General features: G+C 54.5%; 22 protein-coding genes and 1 pseudogene. 9 read left to right on the forward strand and 14 right to left on the reverse strand.

Annotation, left to right across the window (positions count from 1 at the left end; translation table 11 throughout):
* Nucleotides 1–2 precede the first annotated feature (2 nt).
* Nucleotides 3–866, forward strand: coding sequence for an N-acetylmuramic acid 6-phosphate etherase (locus tag NQ842_RS09550; RefSeq protein WP_083021064.1), 864 nt, complete (start codon nt 3–5; stop codon nt 864–866).
* Between the two features lie 56 nt (nt 867–922).
* On the opposite strand, the gene NQ842_RS09555 is transcribed toward NQ842_RS09550, so the two are convergent.
* Nucleotides 923–1,996: a porin gene (locus NQ842_RS09555; protein ID WP_257256787.1), complete on the reverse strand. Its 1,074-nt coding sequence runs from the start codon at nt 1,994–1,996 to the stop codon at nt 923–925.
* Nucleotides 1,997–2,428: 432 nt separating this feature from the next.
* Between NQ842_RS09555 and drpB the strand changes: the two genes are divergently transcribed.
* From drpB to NQ842_RS09575, 4 genes are all read left to right on the forward strand, one after another.
* On the forward strand, nt 2,429–2,698 hold the full coding sequence (gene drpB, locus NQ842_RS09560; RefSeq protein WP_014832492.1) for a cell division protein DrpB: 270 nt from the start codon (nt 2,429–2,431) through the stop codon (nt 2,696–2,698).
* Nucleotides 2,699–2,749: 51 nt separating this feature from the next.
* Nucleotides 2,750–3,451 (forward strand): phosphohydrolase, encoded by a 702-nt coding sequence (locus tag NQ842_RS09565; RefSeq protein ID WP_125364630.1) that lies wholly within the window; start codon nt 2,750–2,752, stop codon nt 3,449–3,451.
* Between the two features lie 61 nt (nt 3,452–3,512).
* On the forward strand, nt 3,513–4,928 hold the full coding sequence (locus tag NQ842_RS09570) for a DNA cytosine methyltransferase (protein WP_063425890.1): 1,416 nt from the start codon (nt 3,513–3,515) through the stop codon (nt 4,926–4,928).
* Nucleotides 4,909–5,412: a very short patch repair endonuclease gene (locus NQ842_RS09575; RefSeq protein ID WP_014832489.1), complete on the forward strand. Its 504-nt coding sequence runs from the start codon at nt 4,909–4,911 to the stop codon at nt 5,410–5,412. The genes NQ842_RS09570 and NQ842_RS09575 overlap by 20 nt, the downstream gene beginning before the upstream one ends.
* Here the strand turns inward: NQ842_RS09575 and yedA are convergent.
* Nucleotides 5,372–6,286, reverse strand: a complete 915-nt coding sequence (yedA, locus tag NQ842_RS09580; RefSeq protein ID WP_014832488.1) for a drug/metabolite exporter YedA — start codon at nt 6,284–6,286, stop codon at nt 5,372–5,374. The two genes, NQ842_RS09575 and yedA, sit on opposite strands and share 41 nt — an antisense overlap.
* 172 nt (nt 6,287–6,458) lie before the next feature.
* Here yedA and NQ842_RS09585 point away from each other — a divergent pair, with 172 nt between their 5' ends.
* From NQ842_RS09585 to dgcQ, 3 genes are all read left to right on the forward strand, one after another.
* Nucleotides 6,459–7,376, forward strand: coding sequence for a DUF808 domain-containing protein (locus NQ842_RS09585; protein WP_014832487.1), 918 nt, complete (start codon nt 6,459–6,461; stop codon nt 7,374–7,376).
* Between the two features lie 78 nt (nt 7,377–7,454).
* Nucleotides 7,455–7,637: a YodC family protein gene (locus tag NQ842_RS09590; RefSeq protein ID WP_014832486.1), complete on the forward strand. Its 183-nt coding sequence runs from the start codon at nt 7,455–7,457 to the stop codon at nt 7,635–7,637.
* Nucleotides 7,638–7,710: 73 nt separating this feature from the next.
* A complete protein-coding gene (dgcQ, locus tag NQ842_RS09595; protein ID WP_047360961.1) occupies nt 7,711–9,411 on the forward strand; it encodes a cellulose biosynthesis regulator diguanylate cyclase DgcQ in 1,701 nt (566 codons plus the stop codon).
* On the opposite strand, the gene NQ842_RS09600 is transcribed toward dgcQ, so the two are convergent.
* Together NQ842_RS09600 and yodD are read right to left on the reverse strand one after the other, a co-directional pair.
* Nucleotides 9,396–10,196 carry a mannosyl-3-phosphoglycerate phosphatase-related protein gene (locus NQ842_RS09600; protein ID WP_050861359.1) on the reverse strand — a complete coding sequence of 267 codons (801 nt, stop codon included), beginning with the start codon at nt 10,194–10,196 and terminating at the stop codon, nt 9,396–9,398. The two genes, dgcQ and NQ842_RS09600, sit on opposite strands and share 16 nt — an antisense overlap.
* 299 nt (nt 10,197–10,495) lie before the next feature.
* Nucleotides 10,496–10,723, reverse strand: a complete 228-nt coding sequence (gene yodD, locus NQ842_RS09605; RefSeq protein WP_013097742.1) for a YodD family peroxide/acid resistance protein — start codon at nt 10,721–10,723, stop codon at nt 10,496–10,498.
* Nucleotides 10,724–10,974: 251 nt separating this feature from the next.
* Here yodD and dsrB point away from each other — a divergent pair, with 251 nt between their 5' ends.
* Nucleotides 10,975–11,163, forward strand: coding sequence for a protein DsrB (gene dsrB / locus NQ842_RS09610; protein ID WP_013097741.1), 189 nt, complete (start codon nt 10,975–10,977; stop codon nt 11,161–11,163).
* A gap of 100 nt (nt 11,164–11,263) precedes the next feature.
* Here the strand turns inward: dsrB and rcsA are convergent, their stop codons facing one another.
* From rcsA to fliJ, 10 genes and pseudogenes are all read right to left on the reverse strand, one after another.
* The gene (rcsA, locus tag NQ842_RS09615) at nt 11,264–11,887 is read right to left on the reverse strand and encodes a transcriptional regulator RcsA (protein WP_013097740.1); all 624 of its coding nucleotides are present in this window, start codon (nt 11,885–11,887) and stop codon (nt 11,264–11,266) included.
* Between the two features lie 279 nt (nt 11,888–12,166).
* A pseudogene (fliR, locus tag NQ842_RS09620) lies at nt 12,167–12,968 on the reverse strand (flagellar biosynthetic protein FliR).
* 7 nt (nt 12,969–12,975) lie between these two features.
* Nucleotides 12,976–13,245 (reverse strand): flagellar biosynthesis protein FliQ, encoded by a 270-nt coding sequence (gene fliQ / locus NQ842_RS09625; protein ID WP_008500315.1) that lies wholly within the window; start codon nt 13,243–13,245, stop codon nt 12,976–12,978.
* Between the two features lie 10 nt (nt 13,246–13,255).
* Entirely contained in the window at nt 13,256–13,993 is a 738-nt protein-coding gene (gene fliP / locus NQ842_RS09630; RefSeq protein ID WP_013097738.1) for a flagellar type III secretion system pore protein FliP, read from the reverse strand.
* On the reverse strand, nt 13,993–14,367 hold the full coding sequence (gene fliO / locus NQ842_RS09635) for a flagellar biosynthetic protein FliO (RefSeq protein WP_013097737.1): 375 nt from the start codon (nt 14,365–14,367) through the stop codon (nt 13,993–13,995). Before fliO ends, fliP begins: the two co-directional genes overlap by 1 nt.
* A gap of 2 nt (nt 14,368–14,369) precedes the next feature.
* The gene (fliN, locus tag NQ842_RS09640; protein ID WP_008500318.1) at nt 14,370–14,783 is read right to left on the reverse strand and encodes a flagellar motor switch protein FliN; all 414 of its coding nucleotides are present in this window, start codon (nt 14,781–14,783) and stop codon (nt 14,370–14,372) included.
* Nucleotides 14,780–15,784 carry a flagellar motor switch protein FliM gene (gene fliM / locus NQ842_RS09645; RefSeq protein ID WP_014832481.1) on the reverse strand — a complete coding sequence of 335 codons (1,005 nt, stop codon included), beginning with the start codon at nt 15,782–15,784 and terminating at the stop codon, nt 14,780–14,782. Before fliM ends, fliN begins: the two co-directional genes overlap by 4 nt.
* A gap of 4 nt (nt 15,785–15,788) precedes the next feature.
* Nucleotides 15,789–16,259 (reverse strand): flagellar basal body-associated protein FliL, encoded by a 471-nt coding sequence (fliL, locus tag NQ842_RS09650; RefSeq protein WP_014832480.1) that lies wholly within the window; start codon nt 16,257–16,259, stop codon nt 15,789–15,791.
* Between the two features lie 106 nt (nt 16,260–16,365).
* A complete protein-coding gene (fliK, locus tag NQ842_RS09655) occupies nt 16,366–17,601 on the reverse strand; it encodes a flagellar hook length control protein FliK (protein ID WP_192544496.1) in 1,236 nt (411 codons plus the stop codon).
* On the reverse strand, nt 17,598–18,041 hold the full coding sequence (gene fliJ, locus NQ842_RS09660) for a flagellar export protein FliJ (protein ID WP_013097733.1): 444 nt from the start codon (nt 18,039–18,041) through the stop codon (nt 17,598–17,600). The genes fliK and fliJ overlap by 4 nt, the downstream gene beginning before the upstream one ends.
* Nucleotides 18,042–18,062: the final 21 nt, after the last annotated feature.

Below are 18,062 nucleotides of genomic sequence, written 5' to 3' on the forward strand. Positions count from 1 at the left end.
TTATGAGCATTATGCTTACCGGTTCGGTCAAGGAAAGACGGCACGCCAGCACGATGAATATCGATAGATTGTCCACGCTGGACATGCTGAAAGTCATTCACCAGGATGATGCACTTATCTCCGCTGCAATCACCCCTTTTTTACCCATTATTGCCCGTGTGGTGGATAACGCCGCCGCGACCCTGAGCCACGGGGGGCGTCTGGTTATGGTTGGCGCGGGGCCGTCCGGCTGTGTGGCAAAACAGGCGGCGGATGAGTATGCCCCGGGTAAAACCCCGGTGATTGCCATCACGGCGGGCGACGAGGCGACAAGCTACGAGCGCGGCGTTGCCGACCTGCAGGCGATTAACTTTGGCGAGCACGATATGATGCTGGCGGTCACCGTAAGCGGAAAAACGCCGTGGGTCTGGGGCGCCATGCGGCATGCGTGGTCGCTCGGTTCACCGGTGGCGGTGATTACCGATAATGCGCAAAGCGAAGCGGCGCAGCTGGCGAGTATGGTAATTGCGCCAGAGCTGGGACCGGATGTGGTGGCCGGCTATCTGAATACCAAAGCGGCAATCGCGCAAAAGATGATCCTCTCTATGGTCACCACCGGGCTGGCCGTCCGCACCGGGCGGGTTTACAGCAATCTGCGCGTGGATCTGGAGGCGAGCAGCACCCAGTGGGCCGAACGGCAAATCGCGATTGTGATGGAAGCGGGGGGATGCACCCGCGCGGTAGCAAAAGCCGCGCTGGAGAGCTGTAACCATAACTGTAAAACGGCGGTGCTGATGGTGCTGACCGGGCTGGATGCCTGGAAAGCGCATGAATTGCTTGCGCAGAATAACGGGTTTATTCGGGTGGCGTTGCAGGAAGCGCCGTAATAGAGAGCGCAGGAATAAAAAAAGGCCGCGATAGCGGCCTTTGGTGTTTTGAGGGATTAGAACTGGTAAACAATACCCATCGCGAACTGATCGTCAGTTGCGTTGCCAGTGATGGCACCGTCTTCTTCGTCCAGCAGGTTAAATTTATAGGCAGTATAAACGTTCATGTTTTTATTGAAGTAGTACCAGGTACCCACTTCAATATAATTTACGCGGTCAGCGTCAACGCCTTTATAGCCATTACGGGCATACAGATCTTTACCCTGTGAATATACGTAGCCCAGGGATGGACGCAGACCAAAGTCGAATTGATACTGAACAACGGCTTCAACGTTTTGGGTCTTATTGGCGAAGGCGTTATATCCAACTTTAGTCATATTACGGGTTTCACCGTACATCACCGCAGCATAAACGCTATTTGCATCATATTTTGCAGACAGTGCCCATACTTCAGCATTGTCGCCATAATGATCAGCTGTTTGTTCATCGGTACGATCGGATTTACCGTAGACACCCACGAAACCAAAGCCATCAAGGTTATAATTTACAGACATGCTGTAACCATCGCCGTTTGCTTTGAAAAGATCACGGTCGTCATTTTTACCCTGATACTGAACAGCAAAGTTAAGACCTTCAACCATACCGAAGAAATCGGTGTTACGGTAGGTCGCAACGCCATTGGTACGCTGAGTCATAAAGTTGTCCGTGGCAGCCCAGGAATCACCACCCCATTCAACCAGCATATCGGTGTACGCCGCGCCGTCATAAGCTACGCCATAGTTTCGGCCATAATCGAATGAACCGTAATCCGCATATTTCAGACCAGAGAAAGCCAGACGCGTGCTCTCATCCTGTTTACCTTCGGGCTGGCTTGCATCAATATTGTATTCAAACTGGCCATAACCGGTCAGTTGGCTATTAATTTGCGTTTCGCCTTTTACGCCAAAACGGGCATATGACGTATCTTCATTTTCACTGTTGCTTTCATCAGTGTTGGACCAGATGCGTTCGCCAACCATCTTTCCGTAGAAATCGACTTTATTACCGCCTTTATTGTAAATCTCAGCGGCATTTGCTACGCCAGCCATTAATAACGCGGGTACAAGAATAGCCAATGCTTTTCTTTTCATTATATATTCCCTTTAGAGATAATTTATATGAATATATGTAATCACGCTCCGTAACTACAGCGTCGATACTATTCCAGGAGAGGGGGTTTAAGTTCAATAATAAATGTAATTAAATAGGTAAAAATATTACCAAATATTTCTAAGTGTCGCTTTATTTTTCTCGTGAATTATAATTTGAAATATATTTTGGTTAATTATTGTTAAGTATTTTTCGTGGTTATTTTATAAATTCTATTATTAACCTTAATTATATTTCTGCGTACTAAACACTCGCCAGGTATCCTCTTCTGCAAACTTGCACAAGATCAACTTAACGCAAACTGCGTGTCAGAAACCTTCACACAGCACAGGGTTTAATGCCAAAATGTGACAATTATCACAAAATCAATGTAAGCATGTGCAAACGGTACTGCGGTGACCGTGGAGTCAAAGATGGAACGAAAAATCGAACGCAGCCTGGGAGGCAAACTGGCCCTGTGGGTGTTCTACGCTTTTTGCGGTTACTTTGTCTGGGCGATGGCGCGGTACGTTTGGGTTATCAGTAAGATACCGTCGCTGCCGAATACGGCAGTGGAAGGGGATTTGGGGTCAACCAGCGGCAAATGGCTTGGGGCATTGCTGGGGTTTCTGGTGCTGGGCACGGTCGGCCTGATCCTGGGCGCGATTGCGTGGTACACCCGTCCCCGTCAGGACAACCCGTGATAGCGGCGGGGAAAGTTGCTATCGTAGCCATTTTGACGACAGGATGTGATGATGGAACTTACGCAGTGGCAGCATCGATTTGAGCGCTGGCTCGGGGAAAACCACACAACCGACGACACCGCGCATGATATTTCGCACTTTCGTCGTGTCTGGATGACGGCACAAAAAATCATGGCCAACCAGGCGGTGGAGCCACTGGTGATCCTGGCCGCATGCTATTTCCACGATATTGTCAGCCTGCCGAAAAACCATCCTGAGCGCAGCCAGTCATCGCAGCTGGCGGCGCGTAAAACGCGTGACATTTTGCACCGCGATTTCCCGGACTTCCCCGCAGCGCATTATGCCGCCGTGGCGCATGCCATTGAGGCGCACAGCTTCAGCGCCAGTATTGCGCCGCAGAGTCTGGAAGCCAAAATTGTGCAGGATGCTGACCGGCTGGAAGCGTTAGGGGCGATTGGCCTGGCGCGGGTGTTTGCCGTTTCGGGGGCGCTGGGCGTGCCGCTTTTTGACGCAGTTGATCCCTTTGCCGACGCGCGAACCCTTGATGACCGGGCGTTTGCCCTCGACCATTTTCAGACCAAGCTGCTGCGCTTGCCTGATACAATGCAAACAGAAATGGGGCGCGAGCTGGCACGCCACAACGCCGATTTTCTCATCCAGTTTATGGCAAAACTGAGTGCCGAACTACAGGGTGACTGCCTGGGGCTGGATAGCCAGGTACTGAGCCGCTTCCGTCGCAGTTTGCACGAATGAACTGTGGTAATCTGTTTTCAGTCTTTATTGTCCGGTTAAAAGAATGCAGGAAAATCGATCTGTGAGTGAACCCGCGCCAGAGCAGGCTGTGAAATCAACGGCTTCGGTGCAGGCGCTGCTGCGCCAGTTGCTGGATATCTACGATGCTAAAACCCTGGCAAACCAGCTGGTGGCACACGGTGAGGGCCACTGGAGTCCGGCAATCATTAAGAGACTTATCACCAGCGAGCGGGCAGGACATCGCCTGAGCGACGGCGAGTTTCGTTATCTGCAAACGTTGCTTCCGCGTCCTTCCGCCGCGCATCCCCATTATGCCTTCCGCTTTATCGATCTGTTTGCCGGTATCGGAGGGATTCGACACGGGTTTGAAGCCATCGGCGGTCAGTGCGTGTTTACCAGCGAGTGGAACAAACATGCGGTCCGCACCTATAAAGCCAACTGGTATTGTGACCCCGATGCGCATCGGTTCAACGCCGATATCCGCGATGTTACGCTGAGCCACAAAAGCGGCGTGAGCGATGAAGAGGCCGCAGAACATATTCGCCAGAACATCCCGGCACATGACGTGCTGCTGGCGGGCTTTCCGTGCCAGCCATTTTCCCTCGCTGGCGTATCGAAGAAAAATGCCCTCGGACGCGCGCACGGTTTTGCCTGCGATACCCAGGGAACGCTGTTTTTTGATGTGGTCCGCATTATCGATGCCCGCCGTCCGGCCATTTTTGTGCTGGAAAACGTCAAGAATTTAAAGAGCCATGACGGCGGCAAAACCTTCCGCATTATCATGCAGACGCTGGATGAGCTGGGCTACGACGTGGCGGATTCAGAGGACACGGGCGCCGATGATCCGAAAATCATTGATGGTAAACACTTCCTGCCCCAGCACCGGGAACGTATTGTGCTGGTCGGGTTCCGCCGCGATCTCAATCTGAAAGGCGATTTTACCCTGCGCGATATTCCGTCGTTGTATCCGGCGCGCCGTCCGTCCGTGGCCGATCTTCTTGAGCCCGCGGTGGACGCGAAATTTATCCTGACGCCAGTGCTCTGGAAGTACCTCTATCGCTATGCCAAAAAACATCAGGCAAAAGGCAACGGTTTTGGTTTTGGCATGGTCAACCCGAACGATCCGCACTGTGTGACCCGCACCCTGTCCGCGCGCTATTACAAAGACGGTGCAGAGATCCTGATCGACCGGGGCTGGGATAAGGCGTTAGGTGAGAAAGATTTCGACAACCCTGAAAACCAGCGCCATCGTCCACGTCGCTTAACCCCACGCGAATGCGCGCGGTTAATGGGGTTTGAGACGCCGCAGGGTTACAGCTTCCGCATTCCGGTCTCAGATACCCAGGCGTACCGACAGTTTGGCAACTCCGTGGTGGTTCCCGCCTTTGCGGCAGTGGCAAAACTGTTGGCTTCACGCATTCAACAGGCGGTTGCCCTGCGCCAGAGTGAGGCCGTCAATGACGGATGTGCACAATAAGGCGACGCGCAGTAAAAACATGCGTGCCATTGGCACGCGTGATACGGCGATTGAGAAACGCCTGGCCGCGTTACTGACCGAAGCGGGTTTTGACTTTCGGGTGCAGGATGCCTCACTTGCCGGGCGTCCTGATTTCGTTATCGACGCCTATGGGTGCATTATCTTTACCCACGGCTGCTTCTGGCACCGGCACAATTGTTACCTGTTCAAAGTCCCGGCCACGCGCACCGATTTCTGGCTGGAGAAGATTGGCAAGAACGTCCTGCGTGACCAGCGCGATATCACCACGCTGGTCGAACAGGGATGGCGGGTGTTGGTGGTGTGGGAATGTGCGCTACGCGGCAGACTGAAACTGAACGATCGGGATCTGAGCGACCGGCTGGAAGAGTGGATCTGCGGCGGCGGTCAGACCGCGCAGATCGACACTCAGGGCATTCATCCGTTTACGGTTTCTCCACCTGACACGGCACCCCCTCAGGCTTAGCGGGCAGCAGGTATTTCCCCAGCGTTACCAGCACCACGGCAAACACAATCACGCCCAACGCCAGCCATTCAACCGGCGAAAGCACTTCACCGCCCAGACCCGTGCCAAGCAGTACCGCCACGACCGGGTTAACGTAGGCATAGCTGGTGGCGACCGCCGGAGAGACGTTGCGGATCAGGAACATGTACGCATTAATCGCGATGATGGAGCCAAACAGCGCCAGGTAACCCACGGCCAGGAAGCCGGACAGATCCGGCATGGCCGTCAGTGTTTCCCCCGTCAGCGTGGAGGCAATCAGCAGCACAATGCCTGCGGCAAGCATCTCAATGGCGCCCGCCATCATGCCGGACGGCAGCTCAATACGTGACCCGTACACCGAGCCAAACGCCCAACTGATGGAGCCGATGAGAATAATCACGGCGCCCCACGGGTTACCGCTCAGGTTGCCGCCGCTGTTGAGCAGAATGATGCCGGCAAGTCCAATCCCAATCCCCAGCCATTCCAGCTTGCGGGTGCGGATGCCAAAAAGTCGACTAAAGCAGAGCGTAAACAGTGGGACGGTGGCAACCACCACTGCGGCGATCCCGGAGGGCACGTTCTGGTGCTCTGCGACGGTGACAAAGCCGTTGCCGACGGCCAGCAGCAGCAGGCCAATCAGGGCGGCATTAAGCAGCGGGCGCAGCGGAGGGAGCTTATGCCCGCGTAACAGCAGGAAGGCCATCAGCAGGATGCCTGCCGAGAGAAAACGAACCCCCGCCATCATCAGCGGGGGCCAGCTTTCCACCCCGATGCGAATGACGAAGTAAGTTGATCCCCAGATGATATACAGCGAAAAGAGCGCTCCGATGAGCGGTAGTAGTTGCCGAAAACGCATAGTCCCTCACGACGAAATAAAAAGTTCGCTCATAGTAAACGCCAAAACTACCAGGCTGGCGAGCCCTTTAATTGTGTAGTTGCTGTGAAATTTTTGTTGACGTGATGTACCTGTTTCCGGGTGTTCGGTTTTGTTCCATACTATTCACTTAATTAGCAAAAAAAGAAGGATAGTGATTTTGGCGGGAAGTAGCTTATTAACATTGCTGGATGATATTGCCACGTTGCTGGACGACATTTCCGTAATGGGAAAACTGGCGGCGAAGAAAACTGCAGGGGTTCTGGGGGATGATTTATCGCTGAATGCCCAGCAGGTGAGTGGCGTACGGGCTAACCGCGAGTTACCGGTGGTATGGGGCGTGGCGAAAGGCTCATTCCTCAACAAGGTGATTCTGGTACCGCTGGCGCTGTTGATCAGCGCCTTTATTCCCTGGGCGATTACGCCGTTGCTGATGATTGGTGGCGCATTTTTATGCTTCGAAGGGGTAGAGAAAGTGCTGCACTCCTTCGCGGCGAGTAAGAAGAATGACACGCCAGAAGTGCGTCAGCAGCGTCTGGAAGCGCTGGCTGCACAGGATCCAAAAACCTTCGAACGCGATAAAATCAAGGGCGCCATTCGTACCGACTTTATTCTGTCGGCGGAGATCGTGGCCATTACCCTGGGGATCGTGTCTGACTCGCCGCTGCTGAATCAGGTGCTGATCCTCTCCGGGATCGCCATTCTGGTGACGGTAGGGGTTTACGGTCTGGTAGGGCTTATCGTCAAACTGGATGATATCGGCTTCTGGCTGGAGGCGAAATCGAGCGCGATAGCTAAAGGTATCGGCAAAAGCCTGCTGGTGCTTGCGCCATGGTTGATGAAGAGTCTGTCTGTCGTGGGGACGCTGGCGATGTTCCTTGTCGGCGGTGGGATTGTGGTACACGGTATTGCGCCGCTGCACCATGCGATAGAACATTTTGCGGCAGAGCAGGGTGCCGTGGTGGCGGCCATTCTGCCCACGCTGCTTAATCTGGTGCTGGGCTTTATTGTGGGGGCTATTGTGGTAGCTGCCGTGAAGCTGGTTGAAAAAATGCGCGGAACGGCGCACTAATTGTTACCTGCGCCAGGATGCAAAAAGGTCATTCCTCGTCTAAATTGAAACAGTTTCACCCTGATACAGGAGGCAGGTATGGTCTTTTTGGTCAGTGATGAAGTTAAGCCTAAGAAGGGCGGCCCACGTATGATTGTCACCGGGTATTCCAGCGGAATGGTGGAATGTCGGTGGCATGACGGTTACAGCATCAAGCGGGAAGCGTTTCGTGAAGATGAGCTTCAGCCAGGTGACGGGCGGCAACAGCGTGATAAGGCTTAATCACTTAACGCCCGGCCTTGCCGGGCGTTTTTATATCAAGTATCAGGTGTAAGGAAGCGATCAGGGAGTATGTGTGCAGCGTGATACCTTTGTTGTAAGACGGTCTTTTCTGCAATGGCTGCATAAGCGTAGCAATCCGGGTGCGATTGTTAATCTCTGTTTTCTGGTGGTACTGGTTTTTTCGACTCTCCTTACCTGGCGAGAAGTGGTGGTGCTGGAAGATGCCTATATCTCAAGCCAGCGCAACCACCTGGAGACGGTGGCCACGTCGCTGGACAGACAGCTCCAGTTCAGCGTGGATAAGCTGCTGTTTTTCCGCCAGAGCATGCGCGATGCGCTCCAGACACCGCTGGCGTTTGATGTCCTGCGTGCTGCGGTGACACGCTTCAATGCAGACCGGACGCGTCCTTTCTGGCAGCTTGCCGTGGATACAAAACGCACGCTGCCCATCAACGGCGTTTCGGATGCTTTTGTTGAAAAAACCACGCTCCTCAATCGCGACAATGAACTTCTCGATAATGAAGTGTCTGCTGCGCTTGAAGTGGGGTATTTGCTCAGGCTGGCCTCACCGGTCATGCGAAGCGAAGAGCGGGTAGTCTATGTCTCCCGGGCCGGGTTTTACCTCTCCACGGATACGCCTGCACAGAGCGCCGATATCATCCCGCGCTATTACCATCTGGTGACCCAGCCCTGGTTTACGCAGCAAACGGAACGTAACAACCGTGCGCGCGCGGTGCTGTGGTTTATCTCCACGCCGTCAACCTGGACCGGCAACGAACGCATGATCACCGCCAGCGTACCCATCTATTTTGACCATTACTGGTACGGCGTGGTGGCGATGGATTTTTCTCTCAATACCATGAAACGTCTGCTGGCCGATGCGACGGATGACCACGCGGAAGGGGAGTATCAGCTGTACGATACCCGGCTCAATATGATCGCCTCTTCTGAAGCATCCACGAGCGAGGCCAACCATTTTGATGAGCGTGAAACGGCGCAGATTGCCCATGCCATTGAGAGCGATACCGGCGGCGGGATCCGGCTTGGCAGCCGTTTTGTCAGCTGGGAGCGGCTCGATCATTTTGACGGGGTTATCCTGCGGGTCCATACCCTGCATGAAGGCGTAAAAGGCGACTTCGGCAGCATCAGTATCGTGCTGGCGCTCCTGTGGGCGCTCTTCACCGCCATGCTGCTGATCTCCTGGCTGGTGATTCGCCGGATGGTCAGCAACATGTACACGCTCCAGCACTCATTGCAGTGGCAGGCCTGGCACGATCCGCTCACCCGTCTGAATAACCGTGGGGCGCTGTTTGAGCGGGCAAAAGTGCTGGCGAAGCAATGTCAGGCACAGTCGCTGCCGTTATCGGTTATCCAGCTCGATCTTGATCATTTTAAAAACATCAACGACCGTTTCGGCCATCAGGCCGGAGATAAGGTGCTGTCCCATGCGGCGGGGCTGATTGCCAGCGCCCTGCGTAAGAACGACGTTGCCGGGCGCGTGGGCGGGGAAGAGTTTTGCGTGGTCCTGCCGGGTATCGGGCTGGAGGAGGCGAGAGCGGTGGCGGAACGCATTCGCTCACGCATCGACAGCAAAGAGATCCTGGTGAAAAAGAGCACGACGTTGCGTATCAGCGCGTCGATGGGGGTCAGCTGCGCGCAGGAGAAGGGGAATTACGACTTCGAACAACTGCAGTCGATTGCGGATGCCCGGCTGTATCTGGCCAAACAGCGCGGCCGCAACCAGGTGGTGTGGGACGATCAGGACAGGAAGTGATCCAGCCCTTCATGCCAGCCCGCAGGTCCTGCTTGCTGCGTGTGATACACCCGGGCAGGGTTATCGTCGCGCAGCGTGATGCCCTGGCGGTTAATGCCTTTGATCACCACCGCGAAGTCGACGCTGTCGAGCAGGGGCGCATCATTTGGGCCATCGCCCAGCCCAAGCGTTGTGGGCATCATGCCTTCCTGTTCGCGATACTGCGCAATCAGCCAGTTCACCGCCACGTCCTTACCGCAGCGGGCGTCCAGAATGTGCCAGAAGCGGGCACCCTGCAGGCATTTCAGACCGCGCTGCGCCAGCTCCTCTTCAAACTGCGCCATTTTCTCATCGGTGTCGCGCCAGATGAGCGTGACCGAGGCTTCATGTTTACGCGCAAGCGTCGAACGATAGCGGCTCAGCCCCGTCCACTCGCTGATAACCCGGTCATCCACATCGTCAAAAGTAGTGAATTTATACCCTGCCTGCAGGCGGATTTGTTCGATGAACGGGCGAATGTCACGGTGGGTCATTCCCCTGATCTGGCGCTGAGTCTTTTCCCATCGCACATCGGGCTGGATAACTGCGCCGTTCTCGGCAATGAAAGGTAAACCTTCCAGCCCCAGCTCCTGCTGGAGATCCAGCATCTCCGCCGCGGTTTTGCTGCTGCACAGGATGAGCGGTACCTGAAAATCCACCAGTTTATCCAGCCAGGGCATCGCCGGTTGCCACGCGTAGGTATGAATATCCAGCAACGAGCCATCAAGGTCGGAAAAAACCAGCAGTGTCTCCTGCAGTGAAGGCATAACGGCTCCTTATCGCAGATAAGTCATTTTCTAAGAATATTCCTAAAAATTAGGATTCCCGGAAGGGACGAAGTCGGAACCGATCCCGCCAAACCCGCATTCAGCGCACCTCGCTGCTCATAACAAAAATTCAGGTTTAAAAAACAGTATATTCGCCATGAGAATATATGCTTGTCAGCGAAAATCGTTGGGGATAGTGTGTTGAATACATCAGATTTCCTGGTGTAACGAATTTTCAAGTGCTTCTTGCATAAGCAAGTTTCATCCCGGCCATCCCCATGACCGGGATTTTTTTCGCCCTAACGATTCGCTTCAGACACGCTAAAGTCATGGATATCAAGCTCGAAGGCCTCGGCCAGTTCACGGTAGGTGTGATAATCCCTGCCGTTAACAATGACCCGGTCAGAATTATCATCCGTACGACGAACTTCTGACTCACTGATCTCATTGATGGCGGCCAGCAGGGCATCGACATCCACCTCGACCTCGCGTTTGATGGTGTCGCTGTACTCTTTGTCGGTCTTCATTACGGGGTCCTCATTCAACCGTGTCCAACGGTAAGTATAGACTGTACATACACGTCATCCTTCAAGCTGCTTCTGCGTTGGCTGCGTCTGCTCACCCCAGTCACTTACTTGAGTAAGCTCCTGGGGATTCTCAGACTTGCCGCCTTGATGCAACTTGAATGATTTAGTGTATAAAAACGCCATTCGCATCCGGTGGCGATGTGTGTTTTTACGTTTTGTTCTACACTGGCTCAAAACCACAGGAGGAACGTATGAAGGTCAACGATCGGGTCACTGTCAAAACGGATGGTGGGCCACGCCGCCCGGGGGTGGTGCTGGCAATTGAAGAGTTTAGTGAAGGCACAATGTACCTGGTATCACTGGAAGACTACCCGCTCGGTATTTGGTTCTTTAATGAACTGGGACATCCGGATGGCATCTTTGTGGAAAAAGCAGAGTAACAAGGCGTCGGGTGGCCGCTTGCGTGCCCGACAGCGCCCGTAAAAGCAAAAATCTCTGGCCAGGCCAGAGATCGTGTAGGGTACTCAAGGTCTCATGCAACTAACGCATATTGACGAAAATCCCGTTCGTCACATTATCGGTCAGGCGAACAACGTGGTAGATCACTTGCTTATTATGGGTTTTAATTTTCCTTTTAATATTTCCTTTATGTGACGAAACGGTTTTAGCTTTAATATTCATCTGGTCTGAGATTTGAATAGTTCCTTGCCCTGCCATCCACATTCGCAGCATACTTGATTCAGTTCTGCTTAATGATAGGGTGGGTAAGTTAACCGCGCCTACATTCTTAACTTCCTTATTCAAATAATCCCCCAGGATGTCATCCAGCGACTCTGGTTTTATCGATTTAGAACTGATCAATAAATTTTTACGAACCAACAAATACTCATCGAAATGGATATTTGCGATCGCCATAAAGACAATAAACAGGGTCTTAGGATGCTGATTAATGATTTGCTTAATGTGCTGACTGTTGGCTGGATCGTGTATGAAACAGTCCTCATTAATAAACACCACGCCTGGTTTGAGTTCATCACAAGCGGCTGCGAGCTCCTCAACGGTGTGTGCGTCGTTGATGTCTCTCTTTCTTACCCCTCTGCTTGCCAGGTACCCGGTTAACCCTAGCCGGGTGTAGCTGCATAAATCCATAATGATCGTTGACATGGCATACCCTCACTCAATGCGTAACGATAATTCACCATCTGCCTGAGAGCTCATAAACAGCCATACGGGATGGAAAAAATTAATAAACCTGTGAGCATGACAAAGACTTTCAGGCGGACTCACTATCCCGTAAAGTTACGTATAATTTGCCAGGAATCATCTTAAAGTAAAGTAAATATTAAGTATTGTGAGGTGGTTAGAAACAATTAAACCGCGTCAGATATATCCTGGAAGATGTTTTTCATGTTTTATTTTAGGAATATCCTCAGAAAGACAATATCAACTGTGGGGGCTATTATTTACGCGGTAGCTCGCTGACAATATCCGCTAACAGGTTGAATATCTCGCCGAATAAATGTTCACAGAAGGGAGCGATAAGGGGCATCAGCAATGACATTAATAAAATTCCGACCGTTAGCGTCAGCGGAAAACCAATGACGAACACCGACAGCTGCGGTGCCATACGGTTGAGTAACCCCAACGCCAGGTTAACGGTCAGGAGCAGGGTGATGATCGGCAGCGCCAGCATCAGCCCGTTAAGGAACACCAGCCCGGCGGCACGGGTCAGCGCCAGAAACGCGTTGCTGTTTACCGGATTTTCGCCAATCGGCAGCGTGTGGAAGGTATCCACCAGCAGGGAGATAAGCCACAGATGGCCGTTGAACGACAGGAAAAGCAGCATCGCCAGCATATCGATAATGCGCGCCAGCACCGGCATGTTGAGGTGGCTACCGGGGTCGACAAACGTGGCGAACGATAACCCCATCTGCAGGCCGATCAGTTCCCCGGCGGTACGCACGGCGGCGAAGGCCAACTGCATGGTAAAGCCAACCGCGACGCCAATCATCACCTGTTGCAACGCCACCCACACCGCATTGGCTGAGAAGATTGGAATATTCACCGGCGGCAGGGAAGGCGCAACGATGATGGTGATAATGATGCCCAGCCCCACCTTGACCCGCTTGGGAATCGCTTTTTCGCTGAGAATCGGGGCGGTGGTGATCAGCGCCAGAATGCGCAGCATGGGCCAAAAATAGACCCCAAGCCACTGAACCCACTGGTCGCTGGTAAAATGGAGCATCGTCGCGTCAGCCGATGATGTACGGCAGATTGGTAAACAGGTTACGCATGTAGTCCAGCAGCAGATTCAGCATCCACGGCCCGGCAACAATGATTGCCACGAACACGGCGATGATTTTCGGGATGAACGAGAGCGTCATTTCGTTAATCTGCGTGGCGGCCTGCAGGATACTGATAATCAGACCGGTCACCAGGGCAACAAGCAGCAGCGGCGCGGCAACGGCAATCGCGATTTTCATCGCTTCCGTGCCCATCATCATGACCGATTCTGGCGTCATTGCGCGCTCCTCAACTGTAGAAACTCTGCGCCAGCGAACTGACCAGCAGCTGCCAGCCATCGACCAGCACAAAGAGCATGATCTTAAAGGGCAGGGCAATGGTGGCCGGCGGTACCATCATCATACCGAGCGCCATCAGCACGCTGGCGATCACCAGGTCGATAATCAGGAACGGGATAAAGATGGTAAAGCCAATCTGAAACGCGGTTTTCAGCTCGCTGGTGACGTACGCAGGCAGCAGTATGCGCATAGGAACGGCCTCCGGACCCTGCAATTCCCCGGTGTTGGAAAGGCGGGCAAAGAGAGCCAGATCCGCTTCGCGCGTCTGGCGCAGCATGAATTCACGCAGCGGCTGCGCGCCTTTCTCCAGCGCCTCCTGCATGGAGATTTTATCTTCACTGAACGGCTGGTAGGCGTCGGTATAAATCTTATCGATGACCGGCGACATGATAAAAAAGGTCAAAAACAGGGCCAGGCCCAGCAGCACCTGGTTCGGCGGGGCGGAAGGGGTACCCAGCGCGTTTCGCAGCAGGCCAAAGACAATGATGATGCGGGTAAAGCTGGTCATCATCAGCAGGATCGCCGGAATGAAGGTCAGCGAGGTGATGAAGACCAGCGTCTGAACCGGGAGCGACCAGCTTTGTCCGCCGCCCGCCAGAGGGGTTGAAACCAGACCGGGCAGTTGCGCATAAACCGCAGGAGCAAACAGGCCAACGCCCGCGAGCGTCAGGGATAACAAACGGCGCATCAGGATCTCCCGGAACGCTTAAGCAAACTCTTCATGACGGACTGGAAATCCGCAGGGGCTTCTGCGCGCTCGTCACTGATAGCAGGGGCGGGCGGCAGTTTATGTAAAACGTTGACGTTAGACGCGGTGACGCCCAGCACCAGCCGCGCGTCCTCAACATCTACGATGACCACGCGCTCGCGTGGCCCCAGTGTTGTACTGGCGCTGACCTTCAGACCGCGCGTCCCGGCGGTTTTACCCGCCAGGCCAAAACGCTTCGCCAGCCAGGCGGCGATAAGAATAAAGGCAATAATACCGAGCAACGCGCCGCTCACCTGGAGCAGCGGTGAGCCGGGAACGGCAGAAGGTTGTGATACTGTTGCCTGGGTTTTCATTCTTAACGGCTCAGACGACGCATGCGCTCAGACGGGGTAATGATGTCGGTGATACGCACACCATATTTATCGGCCACGACCACCACTTCACCCTGAGCAATCAGATACCCGTTGATCAGGATATCCAGCGGCTCACCGGCCAGACCGTCGAGGGCCACGACGGAACCCTGCGTCAGACGCAGCAGCTCTTTAATGGTCATGCGGGTGCGGCCCAGTTCAACGGTCAATTTAACCGGGATATCCATAATCAGGTCGATATCCTGCAGCGTACCGCTGACATCGCCGCCGCCTAACTGCTGGAAGACGGCATCCGCTGCACTTTTGGCCGGGGTCGCTTTTTGCTCGTTTAACGCGTCAGCCCACAGATCGTCCAGTGCTCCGCTGTTTTCATCGGACGGATTGTTCATGTCACTCATTTGGGCTGTTCCTCATTCAGCGAATTCAAAATCGGGTTGATCAAGTGCTCAACGCGTAACGCATACTGGCCGTTAATTGTGCCGTACTGACTTGTCAGCACGGGGACACCATCCACATGGGCAATAATGCGGTCAGGTTTTTCTATCGGCAAAACGTCGCCGGGTTGTAATTTCAGGATCTGGGATAACCGCAGCGGGATATCGGCAAAGCTCGCCACCAGCTCAAGCTGAGAGTGCTGAACCTGGCGCACCAGGTTTTCACGCCAGTTCTGATCTTCATGACGTGAGTTCTCCAGCGGCGGGTTGACCAGCAGCTCGCGCAGCGGTTCGATCATGCTGAACGGCAGGCAAATATTAAACTCGCCGGTCAGGTTACCGATCTCCACGTGGAACGGGGTGTTGACGACAATATCGTTCGGAGAGGTGGTGATATTGGTAAATTTCACCTGCATCTCAGAACGTACGTACTCCACTTCCAGCGGGTTAATCGCCTTCCACGCGTCGCTGTAAGACTCCAGCGCCAGTTTCAGCATGCGGTTAATGACGCGTTGTTCGGTGTGGGTGAATTCACGACCTTCTACTTTGGTCGGGAAGCGCCCGTCGCCGCCGAACAGGTTATCCACCGCAATGAACACCAGGCTTGGGGAAAAGACCACCAGACCTGTGCCGCGCAGCGGTTTCAGATGAATCAGGTTAAGGTTGGTTGGCACCGGCAGGTTGCGGGCAAACTCATGATACGGCTGAATGCGGATCGCACCCACGGTGATATCCGGGCTACGACGCAGCAGGTTAAACAGCCCCATACGGAACTGACGTGCAAAACGTTCGTTAATGATCTCCAGCGCCTGCAGACGTTCACGTACCACGCGACGCTGGGTATTCGGGTCATAGGGACGAATATCGTTATCGCCGCCAATACCCGGTTGTGGATCATCACTCTTATCGCTGTCGCCGTTGAGCAGCGCATCGATTTCTGCCTGAGAAAGAATACTGTCGCCCATGTCGTTACCGCAGAATAAAGGCTGTATACAGAACGTCAGTGACTTCCTGCTTAGGTTGGCCGTTCACCAGCGGGGTTGCCAGCGTTTGCTTAATAGCGTCGACCAGCTTTTGCTTACCTTCATCGGTGGCAAGCGTCGAAGCGTCCTGACGAGAGAACAGCAGCAGCAGACGGCTGCGCACTTCCGGAAGGTAATCGTTCAGTCGGGAACGGGTGGCTTCGTCTTTCAGGCGCAGCGTGATGCCGACATACAGCACACGATCCGCATCACCGAGGTTGACGGTGAAGGTATCCAGCGGGAAGAACACCGGTGCCGGCGGAGGTGGCAGTTCGGCTTTGGCCGCAGCAGTAGAAGGTTTCTGCTGCATGCGCCAGTAACTATAGCCCGCGGTAGCGCAGGCGGCGAGCGTGATTAACACCAGCAGCGGGATCCAGATGGAACGCTTACTTTTTTTGGTGATCGCGGAGTCAGTCATCTGATACGAGCTTCCTGTTTCGGTACAGCTTAATATGGTGATTATCCCGTGTCCGGCTGACGTCAAAGCGTGGAAAAGACGGGGATAATCACGCTACCTCTGGCGTTTAGGCGAAGATGTCTACGGCGCGGTTGCCGCTCGCAGCGGATTGCAGGGCTGCCGGGGTCGGCAGTAACTCCTCGCTCTCTTCAGTAAATCCGCCATGTTGGCCGGAACGCGACGCCTGCTGTTGCTGCTGGGACGAAGACTGCTGCTGCCCGGCAAAGCTCTCGCTGCTGACGCTACTCTGCGTAAGCTGAATGCCGTTCTCCGCCAGTGACGTACGCAGTACCGGCAGGGCGGCTTCCAGTGCGGCACGCACGTGGCCGTGCGCAGACACCATCTGCAGCTGCGCCTGATCATTATCCAGCTTCAGCGAAATGTGCACCTGGCCCAGATCTTCCGGGTTCAGGCGCAACTCTGCGGTTTGCTGTCCTTGCTTCGCAAACAGCGTGATGTGCTGGCTCAGGTTCTGTTGCCATTCGTGGGTGCCGAGCGGCTGACTCAGCACCGGAGCGGTGGCAACGGTTGCGGCAGGCTGCGCGGACGCATGGCTGGTAACGATCGGGGCCAGGGTGGCGGTCGGCGTTGAGGATGACGACACGCTGGCGAGATCCTGTTTCTCGGCCGCGACGGCGAGGGCTGGCGTGGCCGGTGCGCTGGCTGGCAGGGAAGGATCGACGTTTGCCGCCTGAGCCTGATACGCGGAAGCGGGCTGTGCTTTTTCCTGGCCCGTCAGCGCGCTGCTCAACGCGTGCGCACCATTTTGCGAAAGCGTTGCGGAGGTCAGGGCAGATTTCGCCGTGATCCCCTCACTGCCGGTCGCCGGTGCGGTCACTGCCGTTGGCGTTTGCTGATGTGGCAGCATGGCCATCAGCGCACTTAAGCCCGCCAGCTCTTCTTCGCTCAGCTCGGTTTTGCTGTCATCCCCGCTATTTGCTGTGGTCAACGTCTTCAGGGCATCGCCCTTTGAGGCAGGCATCAGCCCGGAGACCAGCGTCTGTAGCGGCGTCGTCTGCGCTGTTTCATCGCCCGTCAGCGTGGATTGACGCGCAAGCAGATCGGCAATTTTCGCCTGCAGGGTAGACTCTTCCCCGGCGTCCTTCGCGACCTTTGACAGCTTGCTGCCCGCCGCCTTCAGGTCGGCCAATGTCAGCGGCGCATCTTTGCCCTGACCGCTGGCGTCCGTTAAGGCGCCCGCCAGCAGAGAAAGAAAGTCTTGCGCACCGTCGGTGCCTTTCCCCGTTTGCATGCCGCCTGACAGGTCGCTGTCGGTCATCAGCAGTTGTTGCAGTGTGATCATTCCGGTTTCCTCATTGATGCGCGCTGGGCAAACTCATCCATTTTTTTCTGATCCTGGCGGTTTTCCGCCAGCGTCGCTGCGGCAATCTGCCGGTCCTGTAAGGTCTGCCAGGCCTGCAGCCGCTGCTTCTTCTCGCGCCAGAAATTCAGCGCGGTGTCGACTTTTTGGGTCCATTGCTGAAGCTGCTGGCGATGCTGTTCTATCGCCTTCTCCAGCGTCTGAATAAACTGCTGATAGTTAATCCAGCGCTGGCTTCCAATGCCCTGTGTCATGTCAGTATTGAGGTTGGTGCGATACTCATGCTGATAGTCGATTAACATCTTCAACTGTTCTTCAGCCTGCTGGCACCCGCGTCGCATTGCGCCAAGCTGCAATGCGGCATCATCAACTTCTTTTTCAGCCAGATCTTTCAGCGTTGATAACGCGCTGTTTTGCGCCATGACCTTCGCCCTCCACCTGTG

Origin of the sequence: Enterobacter cloacae complex sp. R_G8, assembly GCF_024599795.1 — a bacterium.
In the GTDB taxonomy this organism is placed as follows: Bacteria; Pseudomonadota; Gammaproteobacteria; order Enterobacterales; family Enterobacteriaceae; genus Enterobacter; species Enterobacter dissolvens.